A 20,191-nucleotide genomic window follows, 5' to 3' on the forward strand; every position below is an offset into this window, starting at 1 on the left:
ATCGCGACCGCTGAGACGATGAGTCGCCCGCAGTGACCGAAGGCCGCGACGGTGGCCAGGCGACACCCGCCGGATCCACCGGTTCTCCGCCGTCGTTCCGATCCGGCGAGCTCAGCGACCCCAAACTCACCGCTGCGCTGCGCACCCTCGAGCTGACGGTTCGCCGCCGCCTCGACGGTGTGCTGCACGGCGATCATCTCGGCCTGATTCCCGGTCCGGGTTCGGAGCCGGGAGATGCCCGCGAGTATCAGCCGGGCGACGACGTGCGGCAGATGGACTGGTCCGTCACCGCACGGACGACGCACCCACACGTGCGTCAGTCGGTCGCAGATCGTGAGCTCGAGACGTGGCTCGTCATCGACTTGTCCGCAAGTCTCGACTTCGGGACCGCCGGATGCGAGAAGCGCGACCTGGTCGTCGCCGCAGCCGCGGCCATCACTCACCTGACCAGTTCGGGCGGTAACCGCGTCGGCGCCATCATCTCGACCGGCGCACAGACAACTCGAATTCCGGCCCGCGGTGGGCGAATTCACGCACAGGCGATGCTCCGCAAGATCGCGACGACTCCGCACGCGCCGGACGGGGTACGCGGTGATCTGGTCGGCGCGATCGAAGCGCTCAGACGCCCACAGCGTCGACGCGGACTCGCGGTGGTCATCAGCGACTTCCTCGGACCGATCGACTGGGAACGCTCGCTGCGCGCCATTTCAGGACGGCACGACGTGCTCGGTGTGGAAGTGGTCGATCCGCGAGACCTCGAACTGCCCGACGTGGGTGACGTGGTGCTCCACGATCCCGAGTCCGGCCGGACCAGAGAATTCACCACGACGCCGCAATTGCGCGCCGACTTCGCCAGAGTCGCCGCCGAGCACCGCGTCGAGGTCAGGCAAGCTCTACGTCGTTGCGGCGCACCGCTCATGTCCCTGCACACCGATCGGGACTGGATTGCCGACGTCGTGAGATTCATCTCGGCACGCCGACACAGTTATGGTGCCGGCGCCGGAACTGGGGGCGTTCGTTCGTGAGTCTTTCTCAATTCACCGCACCGTGGTGGCTGCTGTTCCTCGCTGTCATCGCCGCGTTGGTGGTCGGTTACGTACTCGTGCAGGAGCAGCGGGCCAAGCACACACTTCGGTTCACGAACTTCGCGCTACTGGAGAAGGTCGCGCCTTCGCGGCCCGGGCGGTGGCGTCATATTCCAGCGATTCTGATGGTCGTCGCGTTGGTGTTCTTCACCGTCGCCCTTGCCGGTCCGACGGCAGACAAGAAGGTCCCGCGAAACCGCGCCACGGTGATCCTCGTGATCGACGTGTCGCTGTCGATGCAGGCCACCGACGTCGAGCCGACGCGATTGGCAGCAGCGCAGGAAGCTGCGAAGTCGTTCGCCGACGGTCTGACTCCCGGCATCAACCTCGGGTTGGTCGCATTTGCCGGAACGGCTTCGGTTCTGGTGTCGCCCACCACGAATCGTGACGCGACGAAGGTCGCCATCGACAACCTCAAGCTCAGTGAGCGAACGGCGACGGGCGAAGCGATCTTCACCTCGTTGCAGTCGATCGACACGCTGTCGGCTGTTCTCGGCGGCAGCGATCAGGCGCCACCGGCGCGCATCGTGTTGCTGTCCGACGGTAAGCAGACCGTTCCCGAAAACTCGGACGATCCGCGGGGCGGATTCACCGCTGCCCGTCAGGCCAAGGACAAGGGCGTTCCGATCTCGACCATTTCCTTCGGAACGACATACGGGCGAGTCGAGATCGAAGGAGACCGAATCCCCGTCCCGGTCGACGACGCGTCATTGAAGGAGATCGCCAACCTTTCCGGCGGAAGTTTCTTCACGGCATCGAGCCTCGAAGAACTGCGCCAGGTGTACGACACGCTCGAAGAGCAGATCGGTTTCGAGACGACACGAGGCGATGCGAGTCGACCGTGGTTGGTTCTCGGCGTCGTGTTCGCGACCGCTGGTCTGACGATTGCCCTGGTACGCAGGCAGCGTCTGCCCTGATCGAGAGCAGTTCCGAATTGTCCAAATACCGCTGGTACGCGGCCCGCAGAGAATTGATAGGTTGATCGCCATGTCTACCCCTCCCACGACAGTGGTTTCCGAACGGACCGTCACCACACCGCGCTCGGTGCTCGTCACCGGCGGTAACCGCGGAATCGGCTTGGCCGTCGCTCAGCGGCTCGCCGCAGACGGCCACAAGGTAGCCGTCACGCACCGCGGTTCCGGTGTCCCCGAAGGGTTGTTCGGCGTCGTGTGCGACGTCACCGACACCGAGTCGATCGACCGTGCATTCAAAGAGGTCGAAGCGCACCAGGGGCCGGTCGAGGTCATCGTCGCCAATGCCGGCGTCACCGACGACACACTGATCATGCGAATGAGCGAAGAGCAGTTCACGAGCGTCGTCGACGCGAACCTCACCGGTACGTTCCGCCTCTCGAAGCGTGCGACCCGGTCGATGCTGCGCGCGCGTTTCGGACGGTTCATCTTCCTCGGCTCTGTGGTGGGTCTGGCAGGTCAAGCCGGCCAGGTCAACTACGCCGCGTCCAAAGCAGGCATCGTCGGTATCGCTCGTTCCCTGACAAGGGAACTCGGCTCACGTTCGATCACCGCCAACGTCGTCGCTCCCGGGTTCATCGAGACCGACATGACGGCAGCACTGGGCGACGACGTCAAGGACAAGGCCACCGAGTTCATCCCGTTGCAGCGGACCGGAAAGCCGGAAGATGTTGCAGCAGTTGTCAGTTTCCTCGCCTCCGACGATTCGGCCTACGTCTCGGGTGCGGTCATCCCCGTCGACGGTGGACTCGGCATGGGGCACTGACCCGCTTTTCGCACACACACCTTTCTCGTACGTCTGAAATCAGGAGGACATCTCATGGGCGGCTTGCTCGAGGGTAAGACCATTCTTGTCACCGGCATCATCACCGATTCGTCGATCGCGTTCCACGTGGCCAAGGTCGCGCAGGAGCAGGGCGCGAAGGTACTGATCACCGGATTCGATCGTCTGCGCCTCATCGATCGCATCGCCCAGCGACTGCCGCAGCCCGTGCCGCCGGCAATCTCGCTCAACGTCCAGAGCTCGGAGGATCTCGCATCTCTCGCCGAGCGTGTGCGCGAGCTGGCTCCCGAGGGTATCGACGGCGTCGTCCACTCGATCGGCTTCGCTCCCCGCTCCTGCCTGGGAAGCCCGTTCATGGACGCGCCGTGGGAAGACGTGGCGGTCGCACTCGAGGTGTCCGCCTACTCGTACAGCGCACTGGCCAAGGCCTTGCTGCCGGTGCTCAACGACAACGCGTCCATCGTCGGTATGGACTTCGATCCGGCGCGCGCGATGCCGTTCTACAACTGGATGGGTGTCTCCAAGGCGACCCTCGAGGCCGTCAATCGGTACGTGGCCAAAGAGGTCGGCGTCCGCGGCATCCGCTCGAACCTGGTGTCCTCCGGCCCGATCAAGACCTTGGCCGCCAAGGCCATTGCCGGTGACAGCACCGGTCCGGGCGCGGAGTTGGACAAGCTGAACACCGCATGGGACGGTGCTGCGCCCATCGGCTGGGACGTCGACGATCGCGAGCCGGTCGCCAAAACGGTCTGCACCGTTCTCTCGGATTGGTTGCCCGGCACGACCGCGTCGATCATCTACGTCGACGGCGGCTTCCACGCGATGGTCGGCTAGTAGCACCCCTTCTACTACGCAGGTGAGTACCCGGGTGACTCCCGCCGAACGGCATCGCGCAAGATTGAACTCATGACCGTAAGTATGGACATGCAGTTCGATGCTCTTCTCGTTTTGTCGTTCGGCGGTCCCGAAAAACCCGAAGACGTACGGCCGTTCCTCGAAAACGTCACGCGCGGTAGGGGAGTGCCACCGGAGCGGCTCGACGCTGTCGTCGAGCACTACATGCATTTCGGTGGAGTTTCGCCCATCAACGCGCTCAACCGAGACCTGATCGAACGGGTCGAAGGTGAGCTGGCAGCAGCCGGCGTGGATTTGCCCGTGTACTTCGGCAACCGCAACTGGCACCCGATGGTCGAAGACACCGTTGCCAAGATGCGCGAGGACGGTGTCCGCAACGCCGCCGTGTTCGCCACGTCGGCGTGGGGTGGTTACTCCGGATGTCGGCAGTACCACGAGGACATCGCCCGTGCCCGTGAGGCGGTCGGTGACGGCGCACCGACGCTGACAAAACTTCGCCAGTACTACGACCATCCGCTGGTCGTCGGCGCGTTCGCCGACGGTGTGCGCGCGGCCCGCGCAGAGTTGCCCGAAGCGACTCGCGATACTGCGCGCCTGGTGTTCACCGCGCATTCGGTACCGAGTGCCGCAGACCGCAATGCAGGGCCGCCGGCAGAGGGCGGAAACCTCTACAGTCGACAGGTCGCCGAGGCCGCGAAGTTGGTTGCCGAGGCCGTCGGCGTCGAGGATTTCGATCTGGTGTGGCAGTCGCGATCAGGCCCGCCGCAGGTTCCGTGGCTGGACCCCGACATCTGTGATCACCTGGATACGTTGTCCGCCAAGGATGTTCGCGCCGTGATCGTGTGCCCCGTCGGTTTCGTCTCCGATCACCTCGAAGTGGTGTGGGACCTGGACACCGAGGCCAAGGACAAGGCAGCCGAACTCGGGATGGATTTCGTTCGGGCAGCAACGCCCGGCCGCGATCAGCGTTTCGCGCAGCTGGTGCCCACGCTCGTTCGGGAACTGGCCGAGGCCGAGCAGCCACTGCGACTGGGGGTCGAGCCGCTGCTCGGCTCGACCACCAACGGTCTCTCGTGTGCAGTCAATTGCTGCGCGGCCGTTCAGCGTCCCCGCTGACCGTCCGACGCTCAGGTGTTCGGATGCTTGAGCTTTCCGCAGGGTCCGGGAACGGTGGACGTGCTGCGCGAGGTGAGAAGCGTCTCGACGATCTGTCGATCCTCGGGGCTCAGTGACGGGTCGATGTAGTTGAGTTCGGGCGCGCCCAGTTCGCGGACTCGCCCGGCGAGGGTCGCGACAAACGAGACGCGTTCTTCGTCGTCGTCGTTGACGTCGTGGATCTGCAGCACCGACACCGGAAACTTGCGCAGCGTCACAGGCAGGAAGCGGGCGCCGAGCACATGGTCGACGTTGAATCCCGCCCACTGCCCCTGGTTGGCCTCCACGCATTCGGCATCGGAGTGAATTGCGCTCTCGCCGATGTACTTACGTGCGGGCAGCATCTTCTTGGGGGCAAGTTCGGATGCGCCCTGCTGAAGGACGGGAAAGTCGCCGTCCGAGTACAACCAGGGCTGGTTGGCCATCTTGATCAACCGACCGGCGTCCAGATCCGGGAGATAGCGAGACTTGAGGAGAAACGCGACGCTGTCGACCGAGATGCCCAGCAGTTCTGCGGCCTTCTGTCGGCTCATCGCGAACGTCGGGGCATTCTTCGGGGCGATCTGGATCAAATTGACCATGCGAACTCCTGTAAGTGTTCAATTGTTGCGGGCTTGGTACAGCTGACATGACAATTCGCCGATTATCAACCTCTAGCTGATTTCCGACTTGTAGATGAGTCGGTTGTCACCATCCGAGTTCACGCAACCGGGGATCTCCGATCCCGAAGTGGTGGCCGATTTCGTGGATCACTGTTCGGCGAACTTGCTCGATCACCTCGTCTTCGGTGCTGCAGATCGCACAGATGGCCCTGCGGTAGATCGTGATGCGATCGGGAAGGACGCCGGCGTACGTGGTGGTTCTCTTGGTCAGTGGGATGCCCTGATACAGCCCGAGTAGCCCCGGTCGTCCACCTTCGAGTTGAACGGTCACTGCGACATTGGCCATCTCCGCACCCAATTTCGGTGGCAGGCTGTCGAGCGCCCGCTTGACCATGTCCTCGAACTGGCTGTCGTCCACGTCGATCATCTGCCCATTGTGCGTGCGGGGGCGGGATCCGGGTGTGTCCATGTGGAAACAGTGCAGCTTACGGCTATGTTCATTGCGTGGCCGAAGACCTCTATCACCGTTACGAATTCACATTCATCGTTCAGATGCTGACAGTCTCGCAAGAGCAGGCGATCGAAGAGAGCTTGGGCGGAAGGGTCGAGGACCGACGCGGGCTGCAGCTGCTGACGCTCACCTCGGAAGGTATGCGAGCGGCGACAACGGCTATCACCGTGGTGGACCAGTTGGTGGCTGCAGGCGTGCGTCCCCAGCGGACACATCCCGATCTGGTGTCACGTCAGGACATTGCCGACCGTGCGGGGGTGACGCGGCAAGCTGTCGGGCAGTGGGTGCGAGGGGTCCGGCAGGCGGCTACGCCTTTCCCGATTCCGTACAACTCGGTTGCCGGGGGGATCTGGTTCTGGGGCGACGTCCTGGATTGGTTGCGCCGTCAGGGGTACAGCCAGGACACCGGTTTGCGCTACCCGACGCTGGATGAACATATTCGCATCGACCGCCATATCGCGATCAATCACAAGACTGTGGGTTGATCGATCAAACGGTTTGCTTGAAAATAGCTATTGAAACAAACCGACGGTAGGTATAAAGTCCCTAAATACCTCAATCAATCTATCGGTGCGTCGGTCCTGCTCTGGGGGGAGTCTGGTCTGCGCTGCAGATACCCGAGCATGCGAGCAGGAATTCATGGTTTCGACCCCCGAAGTACGACCGATGCCCAAATCGGCCGCGCTCACGACTTCTGTGGCTATTTCCAGCGATGTAGCAACGGCTAAGCTACGTGAAGGTGTATCGGGCAGGGGCCGTCTGCGAGCGGCGACGGCGGCGCTGTTCCGGCGCTCACGCCCACGTACGACCTTCGCGCCACCGTTGAGCGTGCTTCTTCTCGTCACCTCCGACAACGGTCTCTCGCAGCGGGCCGGTCTTGTTCTTCGCGAGGCGGGACACCAAGTCCGTACAGCCGTCGTCGCCGACGCGGACGCAGTGCTGGCCGCGACTTCTTCGGGAGATTTTGACCTCGTCATCTGCCCGTTCTTGAAAGCCTATGTCCCGGAATCTGTTTGGCAGCGGTGGACAACGATCATCATCCATCCCGGCCCGCCCGGAGATCGCGGGCCGTCGTCGCTGGACTGGGCGATAACGGATGGCGAACCGATCTGGGGTGTCACGGCATTGCAGGCCGCTGAGGAACTCGATGCCGGGCCGGTGTGGGCGTGGCGGACGTTCGAACTCCGGAACGGGGCAACCAAATCCTCGGTATACAACGAGGAAGTCACCGACGCGGCGATGGAGTGCATTGGAGAGGTCGTCGAACATTTCCGTACTCCTGACTTCCAGCCGATTCCATCGGATCGAGTTGCGCGGCCCGTGGCTTCGACCCGATCGCGGCCGAGCATGAAACAGGCCGATCGCGTTTTCAGCTGGGAGGAAGACGCGTCGAGCATCGTCCGCGCCGTCAACGCCGCCGACGGGTTTCCCGGCGTCGCCGTTCAGTTGGGGCTCGACCGGGTCTACGTCTACGACGCTCACCTCGATACCCACGTCGATGCAGCGCCCGGCACCATCGTCGAGTACTTCCACCAGGCAATACGTGTTGCCACCGGTGCGGGCTCCGTTTGGATCGGACATGCGCGGCTCGTCGGCGCCGGCAATGTCAAACTTCCGTCGACCGCGGTCGTACGTCCGGACGTGTTCGTTCCACAGGTCTGGGAGAGTCGTTACCCCGAGACCGACTATCACCGCGACGGCGAAATCGGATATATCTCGTTCCGCTTCTACAACGGTGCGATGAGTACGAAGCAATGCGCGCGACTGGCCTCCAGGCTCCGCTGGGCGATCGCGCAGGACACCAAGATCCTTGTCCTGACGGGTGACTACGACAGATTCAGCAACGGTATCCACCTCAACGTCATCGAGGCCGCGTCGGATCAAGCCGGAGAAGCGTGGGCCAACATCAAAGCCATCAACGAGATCGCGAAAGCGATCGTCACCTGTACGGAACAGGTTGTGGTGGCGGCATTCACAGGCAACGCCGGTGCCGGCGGGGTCATGCTCCCGCTTGGAGCCGACGTAGTCGTGGCCAGGGACGGTGTGGTTCTCAATCCTCATTACGCCACGATGGGCCTGTTCGGCTCGGAACTGCACACGTACACACTTCCGGCTCGGGTCGGCGAGCAGCAGGCCCGCAGTCTGCTGGCCGAGTGCAGTGCGATAGGCATCCGTCGAGCCTTGGACATCGGACTTGTCGACGCGATCGGCCCCAGGCGGCCGGATCTGTTCGAGGCGTGGTTGCGCGAGGTCGCCACCGACTTGCTCGAAGGAGATCGGCTGGAATCGATGCTGGAGCGCAAACGTCTTCGACTGGAACGTGATCCGGTGGAGCCCTACGAGGAGCGTGAGCTCGAAGAGATGAAGATCGACATGTTCGGTGACCGCAACGGGTTTGCCGAGAAACGCCGGAACTTCGTGCTCAAGCTCTGATCGACACGCTGTTCGCCGACGCGACACGGGCAGTGCGAACAACGTCCCACAGTCGTCGCAGCAGGTCGTCACGCCTCTGCGCAGTGGACACGCTCGGGGCCTGGTTGGTCGATACCGACGCAGCCACGGTGAGAATGGCTGCCACGTTGTCGGCTGTGTCGATCACCTGTAGATGGCGAGGTGACAGTGTCGACGGCCAGCGGTGTCCGGCCTGTGCCTGCAGGGCTTCGGCGACCAGCGTACGAGCGTCGTTTCCAGGCATTCCGGTGGCTACGGCCGGAAGCCCGCCGAGCACCTCGGCTGCGTCCCGAACAGCTTGGCGCAGTTCGTATTCGGCTTCGCGGAGTCCGATCGATTCGGCGCTGCCCGCCACAGTGGGAATGGAGAAGACCGTCCATCGCAGGACGTCCGGGCCTTCCTTCGACGGCACGAGTCCGACTCCGGGCTTGCCGACGGCGCCGATCTGTATCCCTTCACCCGTTGCGATCGCAGCGCGCGCGAACTCGGTCCCGGTGGGCAGACCACGTACATCACCGGCCGTGGGAAGGACCAGGCGGACCTCGGCAGCCTCCGAGCGCGCGATTCTGAGCAGGGTGGGCACACCGGAAGCCGTGACTCCCGGCCACTCGAGATCGTGGCGGACCGCGGTTTCCGCATCGGCGGCGCCGATCAGGTGCATCGGTGCCCACGCGGCAAGGGCGTCGATGACGTCGTCCGGCGCAGCGTCGCCGGCGAGCCATGACGCTGCCCACACGGTGAGGGTTGCGCTGGGAGAACTCATGACCGTGAAGTTTAGTTCGGCGTGGCGACATGCGCGGCCCCGGCGTTGTGACCTAGCGTGATCCGGCGTGAGCGGTGGCAACGGATACGGTGACATTTTTGCGGGTCATACCCGCAAACAGAAGCGCGTGACGCCTGAAGTGGCGGCCGAACGTGATCTTGTCGTCGAGGATGCGGCGACAGGATTCTGCGGTGCGGTAGTCGGTTTCGAGCGCACGTACGACGGCGATTTCGTGCGACTCGAGGACGGGCGCTCCCGGACGCGGTTGTTCGCGATGCGCGAGGCGGCCTTCCTCATCGACGGCTCTCCGGTCACCCTCGTACGCCCGGCCCCCAAGCCCGCGTCCACCAAACCCGCACGGTCGGCTTCGGGTTCGACGCGAGTCGAAGGCTTACGTGCACGCACGGCACTGCCCAGCCGGATCTGGGTGGAGGGAGTACACGATGCTGCCCTCGTCGAGCGGGTGTGGGGCCATGACCTTCGCGTCGAAGGTGTTGTCGTCGAACATCTCGAAGGGCTCGACAATCTGGGGGAGCGGCTTGCCGAATTCGGGCCGGGCCCCGGCCGCCGTGTCGGTGTCCTCGTCGACCACCTGGTCACCGGTTCCAAGGAAACCCAACTGACTCAGGGCCTCGGACCGAACGTGTTGGTGACCGGACATCCGTACATCGACGTGTGGGAGGCCGTTCGTCCCAAATCTGTCGGAATCGCCTCCTGGCCGAAGATTCCATGCGGCGAGGATTGGAAGACGGGAATCTGCCGCGAACTGGGCTGGGGGACACCTCAGGAGGGCTGGCGGCGGGTCTACAACTCGGTCGAGAGCTTCCGCGATCTGGAAGCTCCCTTGATCGGTGCCGTCGAACAACTTGTCGATTTCGTTACCGAGCCGAACTGACGTAGCGGCGGCCTGGGTCACACATTCTGGTTAGATGGTGTTGTGGCTGCACTTATTTGGCTGATCGGAGCACTGGTGCTCGCCGGGGCCGAAGCGCTGGTGGGGGATTTCTTCCTGCTGATGCTCGCCGGTGGGGCGCTCGCTACTGCCGGTGTCAGTGCTGTCACCGACTTCCCGGTGTGGGTCGACGCCGTCATGTTCGGAGTGTTCTCCGCCGCCCTCGTCCTGGGCGTGCGACCGATCATGTTGCGTCGCTTCGGTAGTCCGCCGCCGACCCCGACCGGAATACAGGCACTCGAAGGTAAGCACGCTCTGGTTCTGGAAGAAGTGGGCGAGCATTCCGGGCAGGTCAAGTTGGACGGCGAGGTGTGGACTGCCAGGCCGTACGACACCACCGAGGTGTACCCGCCGGGCACCAAGGTGACGGTGATGGAAATCAACGGCGCAACAGCAGTCGTCTGGAGGGGACCTTAATGGCAGCACTCATAGTGCTCGGTGTGTTGGTGCTATTCGTGATCTTGGTGGTCGCGAAGTCGGTAGCACTGGTACCGCAGGCAGAAGCCGCGGTGATCGAGCGGCTCGGTAGGTATTCGAAGACGGTGTCCGGGCAGCTCACGTTCTTGATCCCGTTCGCCGATCGTGTGCGCGCCAAGGTGGATCTTCGTGAGCGGGTGGTCTCCTTCCCACCGCAACCGGTGATCACCCAGGACAACCTGACACTGTCAATCGACACGGTGGTGTACTTCCAGGTCACCAATCCGCAAGCTGCGGTGTACGAGATCAGCAACTACATCGCTGCCGTCGAGCAGTTGACAACCACGACGCTGCGAAACGTCGTCGGCGGAATGACCCTCGAAGAGACGCTTACCTCGCGTGATTCCATCAACGGTCAGCTTCGTGGTGTCCTCGACGAGGCGACCGGTCGCTGGGGCCTGCGAGTGGCCCGCGTCGAGCTCAAGAGCATCGATCCGCCGCCCTCGATCCAGGAGTCGATGGAAAAGCAGATGAAGGCGGACCGCGAGAAGCGCGCGATGATTCTGACGGCTGAAGGTCACCGCGAATCCGCTATCAAGACCGCCGAGGGTGCCAAGCAGAGCCAGATTCTTTCTGCCGAGGGAAACAAGCAGGCCTCGATCCTGAACGCCGAGGGTGAGCGTCAGTCCCAGATCCTTCGTGCTCAAGGTGACCGCGCGGCCAAGTACTTGCAGGCTCAAGGCGAGGCCAAGGCCATCGAGAAGGTTTTTGCTGCCATCAAGTCCGGTAAGCCGACTCCGGAATTGCTTGCATACCAGTATCTTCAGACGTTGCCGCAGATGGCGCAAGGCGATGCGAACAAGGTGTGGCTCGTACCCAGCGACTTCGGTGACGCGCTGAAGGGATTTGCCAAAACGCTTGGCGCGCAAGGGCAGGATGGCGTTTTCCGGTACGAGCCGCCGGCCGCCGAAGAGAATCTTCCCAATCCTGAGGACGATTCAGCCGAGGTGGCGGAGTGGTTCGAGACCAAATCCGATCCGGCTATCGCAGAAGCAGTCCGTGCTGCTGAAGTTGCTGCACGTACTCCCGTCGAAGATCCGGCAGCTGCGGTCAGGCACCTCCGTGAAAGTGCGCCCGAGCAGCCCGGATTCGTAGATCCCGCGCTGCCGCCGCAGAGTGAAAATCCTTGGCCCGGTCAGCTACCGCTGCCGTCCGAACGCGAAGAATTCCAGCAGAAGTACCCCTACCAGGATCAGCCGCCGGAGGGCGGCCAGCGCCGGTAGGCGCCTCTCGTAGCGAACGTTGATCGGGTCGGGGGGCCCGGACACTGACGAAGGTTCCCATGATGAACTGCTCGGACGCGTGCGGTTCACGAAGTTCCGGGTACCGTGCGAGCCCCTTGACTGCCAAGACGATCGCGATCCCCTCCGGCCAGGTTGCAAGAATCGACGCCGCCACCGCGAGCCGTTCGAGGATGCCGATCACACGTCCGCCGCGAAGAGGTCCGGCGTCCGGTGCCGGGCTCCCGTCCGGTTGGCGACGAGCGATCTTGAAGGTGGCAAGTACCAACGGTGCACCGGCCGTGGCGGCGGCAAGTACGCACAGGACAAGCGTCGCCCCGAGAGCGAAACCGGTGACCGGGGTCGTTCGGGTCGATGCCAGTGCGGCAACACCCAGCGCCGGAAGAGCCACCACGGACGACGCCCATTCGGGGACTTCGAGTCGACCACGACTGAGCGGTCCCAGTGCCGCTGCAACTGCTGGTGCCGCGGCGGCGACGGCGAGCGCGATCAACGCCAGAACGACCATGTATTCGAGCCCCCTGCTGTGTCGACGAGTTTGTACCGGTGCGAGCGTGAGCAGTCTAGGGCTGGAGTCTGACCAAAAGTCGTTCTGCGAGTCTGCGCCCGGCGAGTTCTGCGTGCCACCCGGCTGTCAGGAGTCGCTTGGACATGGCCTGTTTGGTGATTCCGAGGTGGGCCGCTGCGCTGACCTGAGTGAGTCCGCTGTCCATCAGGGCGATGGCTTCGCGTCCGTCCTTCGTCTGTCTCGTGACGATCGTTCCGAGCAAGGTGAACGTGGCATCGACATCTGCGGCGAGTTCGTCGCGTGAGCTATCCGCCGGCGCCTGTTCGACGGCAATTCTGGCCGGAGCTCGCTTGGCTCGCTCGACGGCGATCCGAGCAGCTTCGAATGCCGGTCCGCGTCCGGCCCGGGTCTGCCGTGGGAGAGGCTGCTCGACGGGACCGATCCCGATCCCGACACTCCAGTGCTCGCGCCGAATCAGCTCGAGTGCGACGAGGACGAGTAGCGCCGGATCGTCGGTCACCGCTTGAATCTCGTCGCCCGCTGTGCGCTCGAACGGCCGCAGGAGCCTGCAATCGGCCATGTCGTCGATGATGTCCCCGACGCGGTCGACATCGCGTCGGCTACCTCGCTGATCCACTGTCAGTACGAACATTAGTCAATGCTAGATAGTTGACTTTCAATAGTCAATCGTTTTGGGTTGACTCAATCAAATCAACCTCTTGAGGTTGACCGTTGTCAACGATGGTTTCGCCCGGTGAAGGCTGACGGCGAGCGTCGAACACCAGACCGGCGATGCCGATCGCAATGCAGATCCCGGACAGAATCAGGAGACGAGGATCGGCTTCGCCGGAGAGCGCATCGCCCAGAACGACAATCCCAACAGTGCCGGGCAAGATGCCGACGACGGTGGCAAGGATGTAGGGCACGATCCGGATCGACGAAATGCCGCAGCAGTAGTTCACCACCGAGAAGGGGACAAACGCGATCAAGCGCAGAGAGCCGACGGCCAGCCACCCCCGCTTTTCGATCCGCTCGTCCACCCGCCGGATCGTCGGACTCGAAATCCGTTGCCACACGACGTCGCGGCCGATGGCGCGGACCAGGTAGAGGGCCAGAACGGCGCTCACAGTCGTTGCCGCCACGGTAAGAGCGATGCCGGTCACCGAGCCGAAAAGAACCCCCGCGCTGAGCGTGAAGACGGTGCGCGGGAACGGCGCGACGGTGACTATCGAATGAACCAGGAAGAACACGAGGGGAAACGCCGGGCCAACCGAGTCCGCCCACTCTCGCACCTGGGACACCGTGGGATGTGGGGCGAGGAGGGCTGCGAGGAACAAAGCGAGCACTACCAGGACTATTGCGATCAATCTTCGGTCCAGCAGGCGTCCCATCACAGGTCACAAGGCTACCTGCGAACGGTGAACCGGGCCGACTGCCGACCCGCAATCGTGAGTCGAACATCGCCACGGGGGCGGGAAAGCGACGTGCTCCAGGCGACAATGAAACGGCGCTGTGACGAAAACCACTAGGCTTTCGGAGTGGCCTTCACCTGCAGTCCCGGCCAGTGAAACGAACTCGCGGGTAACCCGCAAACATGCTGAACAATCGCTAGGTAAGGGCCGGTTACACGTGCACGAACGACCGAATCCGCACGTCGCCCGGCCGGTCGGAAAGTGGCCACGAACAGCCCTGTGAAGAACATGACGTGATCCTCACGATATCTGGGCTCAACCGCGGGTTAGCATCACAGAACTAACGAACAAATCCGATTATCGGTAAAGCGCTCACGCAAAAAATGAGAGGGAGCGGACACAGTGTCATTAGCTTCAGAAGCCGAGGCTGTCGAGCAGGCGTACGCGGAGTGGCAGCGCTCCGTAGCCGGTGTGCTCGCCAAGTCCCGCAGAGTCGATGCGGCAGAACTGGGCCCCGAGCCACAGAAACTGCTCGAAACCGTCACCTACGACGGTGTCACTGTCGCACCGCTCTACAGCCCACGCGACGAGCGTCCCGAGCAGAGCTTGCCGGGCACGTTTCCGTACGTGCGTGGCGTCGACGCTCACCGTGATGTCAATGCCGGTTGGTTGGTTTCCGCTGCTTTCGGAACCGCTTCGGCGGCCGAGACCAATCGCGCCATCCTGGACGCCCTCGAAAACGGAGTCAGCGCACTCTGGTTGAAGGTGGGCGCCGACGGCGTTCCGGTCACCGACCTCGCCGCTGCGCTCGAGGGCGTGCTTCTCGACCTCGCACCGCTCACGCTCGATGCAGGCGCAGCGACAAACGATGCAGCCCGAGCACTCTTCTCTCTCCTCGATGCACGCAGCGAAGCCGGCGACGGTGTCAGCGATCGCAGCAGTATCCGAGTTCACCTCGGTGCAGCACCGCTGACCAGTTCGTTCTCCGGCGCAGCCGACGTCGAATTTGCAGGCGCAGTCGAGTTGGCCGCCCTCGCCGCCGCTCGTGCGGAAACCGTGCACGCGATCACCGTGGACGGCACGGCCTTTCACAACGCGGGTGCCGGCGACGCCGAAGAACTCGGAGCCGCAATCGCCGCCGGCCTCGAGTACCTCCGTGCACTCACCGCCCAGAGCGGCCTGACCATCGGTGCTGCGTTGTCGCAGTTGGCTTTCCGCTACGCGGCAACCGACGATCAGTTCCAGACCATCGCGAAGTTCCGCGCCGCACGTCTCGTGTGGGCACGCATCGCCCAGGTCTGCGGAGCTTCCGATTTTGGTGGAGCGCCGCAGCACGCAGTCACCTCCGCCGCGATGATGGCTCAGCGTGATCCCTGGGTGAACATGCTGCGCACGACCCTCGCTGCATTCGGCGCCGGCGTCGGCGGAGCAGATGCAGTGACTGTTCTTCCGTTCGACGTCGCCCTGGCCGACGGCACCCTCGGTGTCAGCAAGTCCTTCTCCTCGCGCATCGCGCGCAACACACAGCTGCTCCTGCTCGAGGAGTCGCACCTGGGCCGTGTCCTCGATCCGTCGGCCGGGTCTTGGTACGTCGAGGACCTGACACAGCAGATCGCCGCCACCGCGTGGGAGTTCTTCCAGGAAATCGAAGCAGCCGGCGGATATCTGGCGGCACTCGAAGCGGGAATCGTCTCCGGTCGCATCGCCGCTACCAAGGCCAAGCGCGACTCCGACATCGCACACCGCAAGACCACGGTCACCGGTGTCAACGAGTTCCCGAACCTCGGCGAAACGCCGCTGTCCGCCGAAGCCGTCGAGCCCGGCCAGTCCGTCGCCCGCTACGCAGCTGCATTCGAAGCGCTTCGTGACCGTTCGGACGCGTTCCTCGCCGCCGGCGGCGCCCGACCGTCGCCGTGCTGTGCGGCACGGACAAGCGCTACGGCGAGAGCGCCGCAGCGGCCGTCGCCGAACTTCGCGCCGCCGGCATCACCAAGGTGCTGCTCGCAGGACCGGAGAAGGCAGTCGCCGACGCGACCGGCGATTCTCGCCCGGACGGATTCCTCACCGCCCGCATCGACGCAGTATCGGCTCTGACCGAACTGCTCGACTTCATCGAGACGGGAAGCTTCAAGTGACGACACGAGAGGTCAAGCACGTGATCGGCAGTTTCGCCGAGGTCCCACTCGAGGACCCGCAGTCTCCGGCACCCACACCGCCGTCGGTCGAGCAGGCCCAGGCGCTCATCGAAGAGGGCGCCAACGCCAACAACTACGCCGCCGAGCAGGTTGTCTGGTCCACCCCCGAAGGCATCGACGTCAAGCCGGTGTACACCGGTGCGGACCGCACGGCCGCCGCCGAGTCGGGTTACCCGCTCGACAGCTTCCCGGGCGCAGCGCCGTTCCTGCGTGGTCCGTACCCGACCATGTACGTGAACCAGCCGTGGACCATTCGCCAGTACGCCGGATTCTCCACTGCCGCGGAGTCGAATGCGTTCTACCGTCGTAACCTCGCGGCCGGTCAGAAGGGTCTCTCGGTCGCCTTCGACCTCGCCACACACCGCGGCTACGACTCCGATCATCCTCGCGTTGCCGGTGACGTCGGAATGGCCGGTGTCGCAATCGATTCCATCCTCGACATGCGTCAGCTCTTCGACGGAATCGACCTCTCGCAGGTCTCGGTCTCGATGACGATGAACGGCGCCGTGCTGCCGATTCTCGCGCTGTACGTCGCTGCGGCAGGCGAGCAAGGTGTCACTCCGGACAAGCTGGCCGGAACGATCCAGAACGACATCCTCAAAGAGTTCATGGTTCGTAACACCTACATCTATCCGCCGAAGCCCTCGATGCGGATCATCTCCGACATCTTCGCGTATTCCAGCGCGGAAATGCCGAAGTACAACTCCATCTCCATCTCGGGCTACCACATCCAGGAAGCCGGAGCGACGGCCGATCTGGAACTGGCGTACACCCTCGCCGACGGCGTCGAGTACATCCGCGCCGGCCTCGACGCCGGTATGGACATCGACAAGTTCGCACCTCGCCTGTCCTTCTTCTGGGCCATCGGCATGAACTTCTTCATGGAGGTCGCCAAGCTCCGCGCCGGACGCCTCCTGTGGGCCGAGCTTGTCGCCAAGTTCGACCCCAAGAGCGCGAAGTCGCTCTCGCTGCGTACCCACTCGCAGACCTCCGGCTGGTCCCTGACCGCGCAGGACGTCTTCAACAACGTGCCGCGTACCTGCGTCGAAGCCATGGCTGCCACCCAGGGCCACACCCAGTCCTTGCACACCAACGCACTCGACGAAGCGATCGCATTGCCGACGGACTTCTCCGCCCGCATCGCCCGTAACACCCAGTTGCTGCTGCAGCAGGAATCCGGCACAGTGCGTCCCATCGACCCGTGGGGTGGCTCGTACTACGTCGAGTGGCTCACCAACGAACTCGCCAACCGGGCTCGTAAGCACATCGAAGAGGTCGAGGAAGCCGGCGGAATGGCTCAGGCCATCAACGAAGGCATCCCGAAGCTGCGCATCGAGGAAGCTGCCGCCCGCACCCAGGCACGCATCGACTCCGGTCGGCAGCCGCTCGTCGGCGTCAACAAGTACGTTCCCGACGAGGTCGACACCATCGAAGTTCTCAAGGTCGAGAACTCCAAGGTCCGCAAGGAACAGCTCGAGAAGTTGGTTCGCCTTCGCGCGGAACGTGATCCGGAAGCCGTCGAGGCCGCACTGGCGAACCTCACTCGCGCTGCCGCATCCACCGAAGGCGGCATGGAGAACAACCTCCTCGCCCTCGCTGTCGTCGCCGCCCGCGCGATGGCTACCGTCGGCGAGATTTCCGACGCCCTCGAAAAGGTGTACGGACGCCACCAGGCCGAGATCCGCACCATCAGTGGTGTGTACCGCGACGAGGCAGGAACGGTGAGCAACATCAGCAAGGCGATGGAACTGGTCGAGAAGTTCGCCGAGGACGAGGGACGTCGTCCCCGCATCCTCGTCGCGAAGATGGGCCAGGACGGTCACGACCGTGGCCAGAAGGTCATCTCCACCGCCTTCGCGGACATCGGATTCGACGTCGACGTCGGACCGCTGTTCCAGACCCCCGAAGAGGTCGCCAATCAGGCGGCCGACAACGACGTCCACGTAGTCGGTGTGTCGTCGTTGGCAGCCGGTCACCTCACCTTGGTGCCGGCGCTGCGGGAGGCTTTGGCTGCGGCCGGTCGTCCCGACATCATGATCGTCGTCGGCGGCGTCATTCCGCCCGGTGACTTCGACGAACTCTACGAGGCCGGCGCTGCTGCCATCTTCCCGCCCGGCACCGTCATCGCCGACGCTGCCAGCGGATTGTTGGAGAAGCTCTCCGCCCAACTGGGTCACGACAACAGCTGAGAAGGGGGTCACTGAAGATGGCACGTCAGCCCATCGACATTGATTCCCTCGCCGAGGCGGTGCGCGGAAATCAGCGTGCCGGCCTCGCTCGGGCGATCACCCTCGTCGAGTCCACTCGCGACGACCACCGGGCCCTCGCGCAGCAACTTCTACTGAAGTTGCTGCCGGAGGCCGGGGGAGCGCACCGGATCGGCATCACCGGAGTTCCCGGCGTCGGCAAGTCGACCTTCATCGACGCGCTCGGAATGTACTTGCTGAGCAAGGGACATCGGGTTGCGGTGTTGGCGGTCGATCCGTCGTCCACCCGCACCGGCGGCTCGATTCTCGGTGACAAGACACGCATGGCTCGGCTCACCGTCGAACCGAATGCGTACATCCGGCCGTCACCGACGTCCGGCACGCTCGGTGGTGTTGCCAAGGCAACCCGCGAGACCATCGTGCTTCTCGAAGCTGCCGGTTTCGACGTCATCCTGGTGGAAACGGTGGGTGTCGGCCAGTCCGAAGTCACTGTTGCCAACATGGTGGACTGCTTCACGTTCCTGACCCTCGCTCGTACCGGTGATCAGCTCCAGGGCATCAAGAAGGGTGTCCTCGAGCTCGCAGATCTGGTGGCGGTCAACAAGGCCGATGGCAAGCATGAGCGCGAGGCAAAGGGCGCTGCCCGTGAATTGGCGGGTGCGCTTCGCCTGATCTACCCGCACGACGCCATCTGGAAGCCGCCCGTCATCACGATGAGCGGTCTCGAAGGTGTCGGGCTGGACGAGTTCTGGGGAACTGTCACCAAACACCGTGAGGTGCTCACCGAAGCGGGACAGTTCGAGGAGAAGCGTCGCAAGCAACAGGTCGATTGGACCTGGACGATGGTCAACGATCAGCTGCTACGCAGGCTCTCGAGCAACGATCGGGTGCGTGCGATCCGGGCCGACGTCGAGCAGAGCGTGCGTGACGGTTCGCTGACGGCAGCGTTGGCGGCGGGGCGAATTCTCGACGCGTTCGACGGAAGCAACTAGCGCGGAAAGAACAAAATCCCGGGTATCCGAGCGCGGATACCCGGGATTTCTTCTGTGACGAGCTATCGTTCGCGTTTGACTGCAGGCTCGGTGAGTTCGGTCTCGACAGCGAGTTCGACTCCCGTGAAATCGCCTTCTGCCTCGGCCGGGGTGAGAGTGGACCGCTTCCACGCGTAGAACAGCAGCGCTGCCCACGCGCCGAGAATGGTCAGGTAACCGGCCACTGTGACCGCCCCGGTGATGTCGAAGGATTTGAACAGCTTCTGTGCGTTGGTCAACACGATGACGCCGCCCACCGCCGTTCCGAGCAAGGTTGCAGGTACGCGGCTGACCAGCCACGCCGCGAACGGAGCTGCGATGACACCGCCGAGCGCGAGACCGGCGACAACGAGGAGGTTTCCCGCCGACTCACGTCCCAATCCGACAAGGAATCCCAGCGACGCGGCTGACGCGACCAGAAACTCCGAGGCGCTGACCGAGCCGATCACGGTGCGCGGCGCGGTCTTTCCTCGTGAGAGCAGCGTGCTGGTGGTGATCGGACCCCAACCACCACCGCCGGATGCATCGATGAAACCACCGAACAGGCCGAGTGGGGACAGGAAACGTGCAGTGTGCGGGGTGGTACGAGCGTCCGCGACGGCCGGTGGGCGGACCGAAAAGCGTAGTGCCACATAGATACCGATGGCCAGCAGGATCGTCGCCGTGATGGGGACTGCCGCTTCGGTGGACAGACCCGAGAGCACAGTTGCGCCGATGAATGCACCGACTGCGCCGGGCACACCGAGCTTGGCGACGAGCTTCCAGTCGATGTTCTTGAACTTCCAATGCGACACACCCGAAGCGAGGGTGGTGCCGACCTCGGCCAGGTGAACAGCGGCGCTGGCCTGAGCCGGACCGAGGCCACCGATCATCAACAGAGTGGTTGCGGTGACACCGAAGGCCATACCGAGGGCGCCGTCGACGAGCTGGGCGCCGACGCCGACAAGGGTGAACAAAAGAAGGTTGAACATGAGAAGACAGACTCCGAGCG

General features: G+C 63.6%; 18 protein-coding genes and 2 pseudogenes. 13 read left to right on the forward strand and 7 right to left on the reverse strand.

What is annotated here, in order from left to right; genetic code table 11:
• Window positions 1–32: 32 nt before the first annotated feature.
• The 5 genes from YH3_RS29720 to YH3_RS29740 all read left to right on the forward strand — a co-directional run bounded on the left by YH3_RS29720 (window position 33) and on the right by YH3_RS29740 (window position 4,811).
• Window positions 33–1,025 carry a DUF58 domain-containing protein gene (locus YH3_RS29720; protein ID WP_003944991.1) on the forward strand — a complete coding sequence of 331 codons (993 nt, stop codon included), beginning with the start codon at window positions 33–35 and terminating at the stop codon, window positions 1,023–1,025.
• Window positions 1,022–2,002, forward strand: coding sequence for a VWA domain-containing protein (locus YH3_RS29725; RefSeq protein ID WP_007727876.1), 981 nt, complete (start codon window positions 1,022–1,024; stop codon window positions 2,000–2,002). The genes YH3_RS29720 and YH3_RS29725 overlap by 4 nt, the downstream gene beginning before the upstream one ends.
• A 70-nt stretch (window positions 2,003–2,072) precedes the next feature.
• Entirely contained in the window at window positions 2,073–2,822 is a 750-nt protein-coding gene (gene fabG1 / locus YH3_RS29730; protein WP_007727875.1) for a 3-oxoacyl-ACP reductase FabG1, read from the forward strand.
• 54 nt (window positions 2,823–2,876) lie between these two features.
• Window positions 2,877–3,674: an NADH-dependent enoyl-ACP reductase InhA gene (inhA, locus tag YH3_RS29735; protein WP_003944803.1), complete on the forward strand. Its 798-nt coding sequence runs from the start codon at window positions 2,877–2,879 to the stop codon at window positions 3,672–3,674.
• A gap of 84 nt (window positions 3,675–3,758) precedes the next feature.
• The gene (locus YH3_RS29740; protein WP_007727874.1) at window positions 3,759–4,811 is read left to right on the forward strand and encodes a ferrochelatase; all 1,053 of its coding nucleotides are present in this window, start codon (window positions 3,759–3,761) and stop codon (window positions 4,809–4,811) included.
• An 11-nt stretch (window positions 4,812–4,822) separates the two neighbouring features.
• On the opposite strand, the gene YH3_RS29745 is transcribed toward YH3_RS29740, so the two are convergent.
• Window positions 4,823–5,431: a transcriptional regulator gene (locus tag YH3_RS29745; protein WP_007727873.1), complete on the reverse strand. Its 609-nt coding sequence runs from the start codon at window positions 5,429–5,431 to the stop codon at window positions 4,823–4,825.
• A gap of 106 nt (window positions 5,432–5,537) precedes the next feature.
• A complete protein-coding gene (locus tag YH3_RS29750; protein WP_003944783.1) occupies window positions 5,538–5,879 on the reverse strand; it encodes a metallopeptidase family protein in 342 nt (113 codons plus the stop codon).
• A 77-nt stretch (window positions 5,880–5,956) separates the two neighbouring features.
• On the opposite strand from YH3_RS29750, the gene YH3_RS29755 reads away from it, so the two are divergent.
• Together YH3_RS29755 and YH3_RS29760 are read left to right on the forward strand one after the other, a co-directional pair.
• The gene (locus YH3_RS29755) at window positions 5,957–6,448 is read left to right on the forward strand and encodes a hypothetical protein (protein WP_003944993.1); all 492 of its coding nucleotides are present in this window, start codon (window positions 5,957–5,959) and stop codon (window positions 6,446–6,448) included.
• Between the two features lie 154 nt (window positions 6,449–6,602).
• A complete protein-coding gene (locus tag YH3_RS29760) occupies window positions 6,603–8,396 on the forward strand; it encodes an enoyl-CoA hydratase-related protein (protein WP_007727872.1) in 1,794 nt (597 codons plus the stop codon).
• Here YH3_RS29760 and YH3_RS29765 read toward each other — a convergent pair.
• Window positions 8,386–9,177: a hypothetical protein gene (locus tag YH3_RS29765; protein ID WP_007727857.1), complete on the reverse strand. Its 792-nt coding sequence runs from the start codon at window positions 9,175–9,177 to the stop codon at window positions 8,386–8,388. The two genes, YH3_RS29760 and YH3_RS29765, sit on opposite strands and share 11 nt — an antisense overlap.
• Window positions 9,178–9,244: 67 nt before the next feature.
• On the opposite strand from YH3_RS29765, the gene YH3_RS29770 reads away from it, so the two are divergent.
• From YH3_RS29770 to YH3_RS29780, 3 genes are read left to right on the forward strand one after another with little or no spacing between them, the layout of a single operon-like run.
• Window positions 9,245–10,072, forward strand: coding sequence for a DUF3097 domain-containing protein (locus YH3_RS29770; protein ID WP_039972865.1), 828 nt, complete (start codon window positions 9,245–9,247; stop codon window positions 10,070–10,072).
• A 42-nt stretch (window positions 10,073–10,114) separates the two neighbouring features.
• Window positions 10,115–10,546, forward strand: a complete 432-nt coding sequence (locus YH3_RS29775; protein WP_003944877.1) for an NfeD family protein — start codon at window positions 10,115–10,117, stop codon at window positions 10,544–10,546.
• Entirely contained in the window at window positions 10,546–11,829 is a 1,284-nt protein-coding gene (locus YH3_RS29780; protein WP_007727837.1) for an SPFH domain-containing protein, read from the forward strand. The genes YH3_RS29775 and YH3_RS29780 overlap by 1 nt, the downstream gene beginning before the upstream one ends.
• A gap of 40 nt (window positions 11,830–11,869) precedes the next feature.
• On the opposite strand, the pseudogene YH3_RS35185 reads toward YH3_RS29780, so the two are convergent.
• From YH3_RS35185 to YH3_RS29790, 3 genes and pseudogenes are all read right to left on the reverse strand, one after another.
• Window positions 11,870–12,355: pseudogene (locus YH3_RS35185) on the reverse strand (hypothetical protein); the annotation flags it as partial.
• Between the two features lie 55 nt (window positions 12,356–12,410).
• Window positions 12,411–13,007 carry a hypothetical protein gene (locus tag YH3_RS29785; protein ID WP_007727832.1) on the reverse strand — a complete coding sequence of 199 codons (597 nt, stop codon included), beginning with the start codon at window positions 13,005–13,007 and terminating at the stop codon, window positions 12,411–12,413.
• Between the two features lie 31 nt (window positions 13,008–13,038).
• Window positions 13,039–13,746: a TVP38/TMEM64 family protein gene (locus YH3_RS29790; RefSeq protein ID WP_007727829.1), complete on the reverse strand. Its 708-nt coding sequence runs from the start codon at window positions 13,744–13,746 to the stop codon at window positions 13,039–13,041.
• A gap of 423 nt (window positions 13,747–14,169) precedes the next feature.
• Here YH3_RS29790 and YH3_RS29795 point away from each other — a divergent pair.
• The 3 genes and pseudogenes from YH3_RS29795 (at window position 14,170) to meaB (ending at window position 19,161) form a co-directional block, all read left to right on the forward strand.
• Window positions 14,170–15,902: pseudogene (locus YH3_RS29795) on the forward strand (methylmalonyl-CoA mutase subunit beta).
• A complete protein-coding gene (gene scpA / locus YH3_RS29800) occupies window positions 15,899–18,151 on the forward strand; it encodes a methylmalonyl-CoA mutase (RefSeq protein ID WP_003944912.1) in 2,253 nt (750 codons plus the stop codon). Before YH3_RS29795 ends, scpA begins: the two are co-directional and overlap by 4 nt.
• 17 nt (window positions 18,152–18,168) lie before the next feature.
• A complete protein-coding gene (meaB, locus tag YH3_RS29805) occupies window positions 18,169–19,161 on the forward strand; it encodes a methylmalonyl Co-A mutase-associated GTPase MeaB (RefSeq protein ID WP_007727819.1) in 993 nt (330 codons plus the stop codon).
• 62 nt (window positions 19,162–19,223) lie between these two features.
• On the opposite strand, the gene YH3_RS29810 is transcribed toward meaB, so the two are convergent.
• Window positions 19,224–20,171 carry a sulfite exporter TauE/SafE family protein gene (locus YH3_RS29810; RefSeq protein WP_007727818.1) on the reverse strand — a complete coding sequence of 316 codons (948 nt, stop codon included), beginning with the start codon at window positions 20,169–20,171 and terminating at the stop codon, window positions 19,224–19,226.
• Window positions 20,172–20,191: the final 20 nt, after the last annotated feature.

Origin of the sequence: Rhodococcus sp. YH3-3 (assembly GCF_001653035.1) — a bacterium.
Lineage (GTDB): Bacteria > Actinomycetota > Actinomycetes > Mycobacteriales > Mycobacteriaceae > Rhodococcus_F > Rhodococcus_F qingshengii.

Coding starts and splice junctions, on each gene's coding strand:
- fabG1 (WP_007727875.1), top strand. CDS start 2,073: ATGTCTACCCCTCCCACGACAGTGGTTTCCGAACGGACCGTCACCACA.
- inhA (WP_003944803.1), top strand. CDS start 2,877: ATGGGCGGCTTGCTCGAGGGTAAGACCATTCTTGTCACCGGCATCATC.
- YH3_RS29740 (WP_007727874.1), top strand. CDS start 3,759: ATGGACATGCAGTTCGATGCTCTTCTCGTTTTGTCGTTCGGCGGTCCC.
- YH3_RS29745 (WP_007727873.1), bottom strand. CDS start 5,431: ATGGTCAATTTGATCCAGATCGCCCCGAAGAATGCCCCGACGTTCGCG.
- YH3_RS29750 (WP_003944783.1), bottom strand. CDS start 5,879: ATGATCGACGTGGACGACAGCCAGTTCGAGGACATGGTCAAGCGGGCG.
- YH3_RS29760 (WP_007727872.1), top strand. CDS start 6,603: ATGGTTTCGACCCCCGAAGTACGACCGATGCCCAAATCGGCCGCGCTC.
- YH3_RS29765 (WP_007727857.1), bottom strand. CDS start 9,177: ATGAGTTCTCCCAGCGCAACCCTCACCGTGTGGGCAGCGTCATGGCTC.
- YH3_RS29780 (WP_007727837.1), top strand. CDS start 10,546: ATGGCAGCACTCATAGTGCTCGGTGTGTTGGTGCTATTCGTGATCTTG.
- YH3_RS29785 (WP_007727832.1), bottom strand. CDS start 13,007: ATGTTCGTACTGACAGTGGATCAGCGAGGTAGCCGACGCGATGTCGAC.
- YH3_RS29790 (WP_007727829.1), bottom strand. CDS start 13,746: ATGGGACGCCTGCTGGACCGAAGATTGATCGCAATAGTCCTGGTAGTG.
- meaB (WP_007727819.1), top strand. CDS start 18,169: ATGGCACGTCAGCCCATCGACATTGATTCCCTCGCCGAGGCGGTGCGC.
- YH3_RS29810 (WP_007727818.1), bottom strand. CDS start 20,171: ATGTTCAACCTTCTTTTGTTCACCCTTGTCGGCGTCGGCGCCCAGCTC.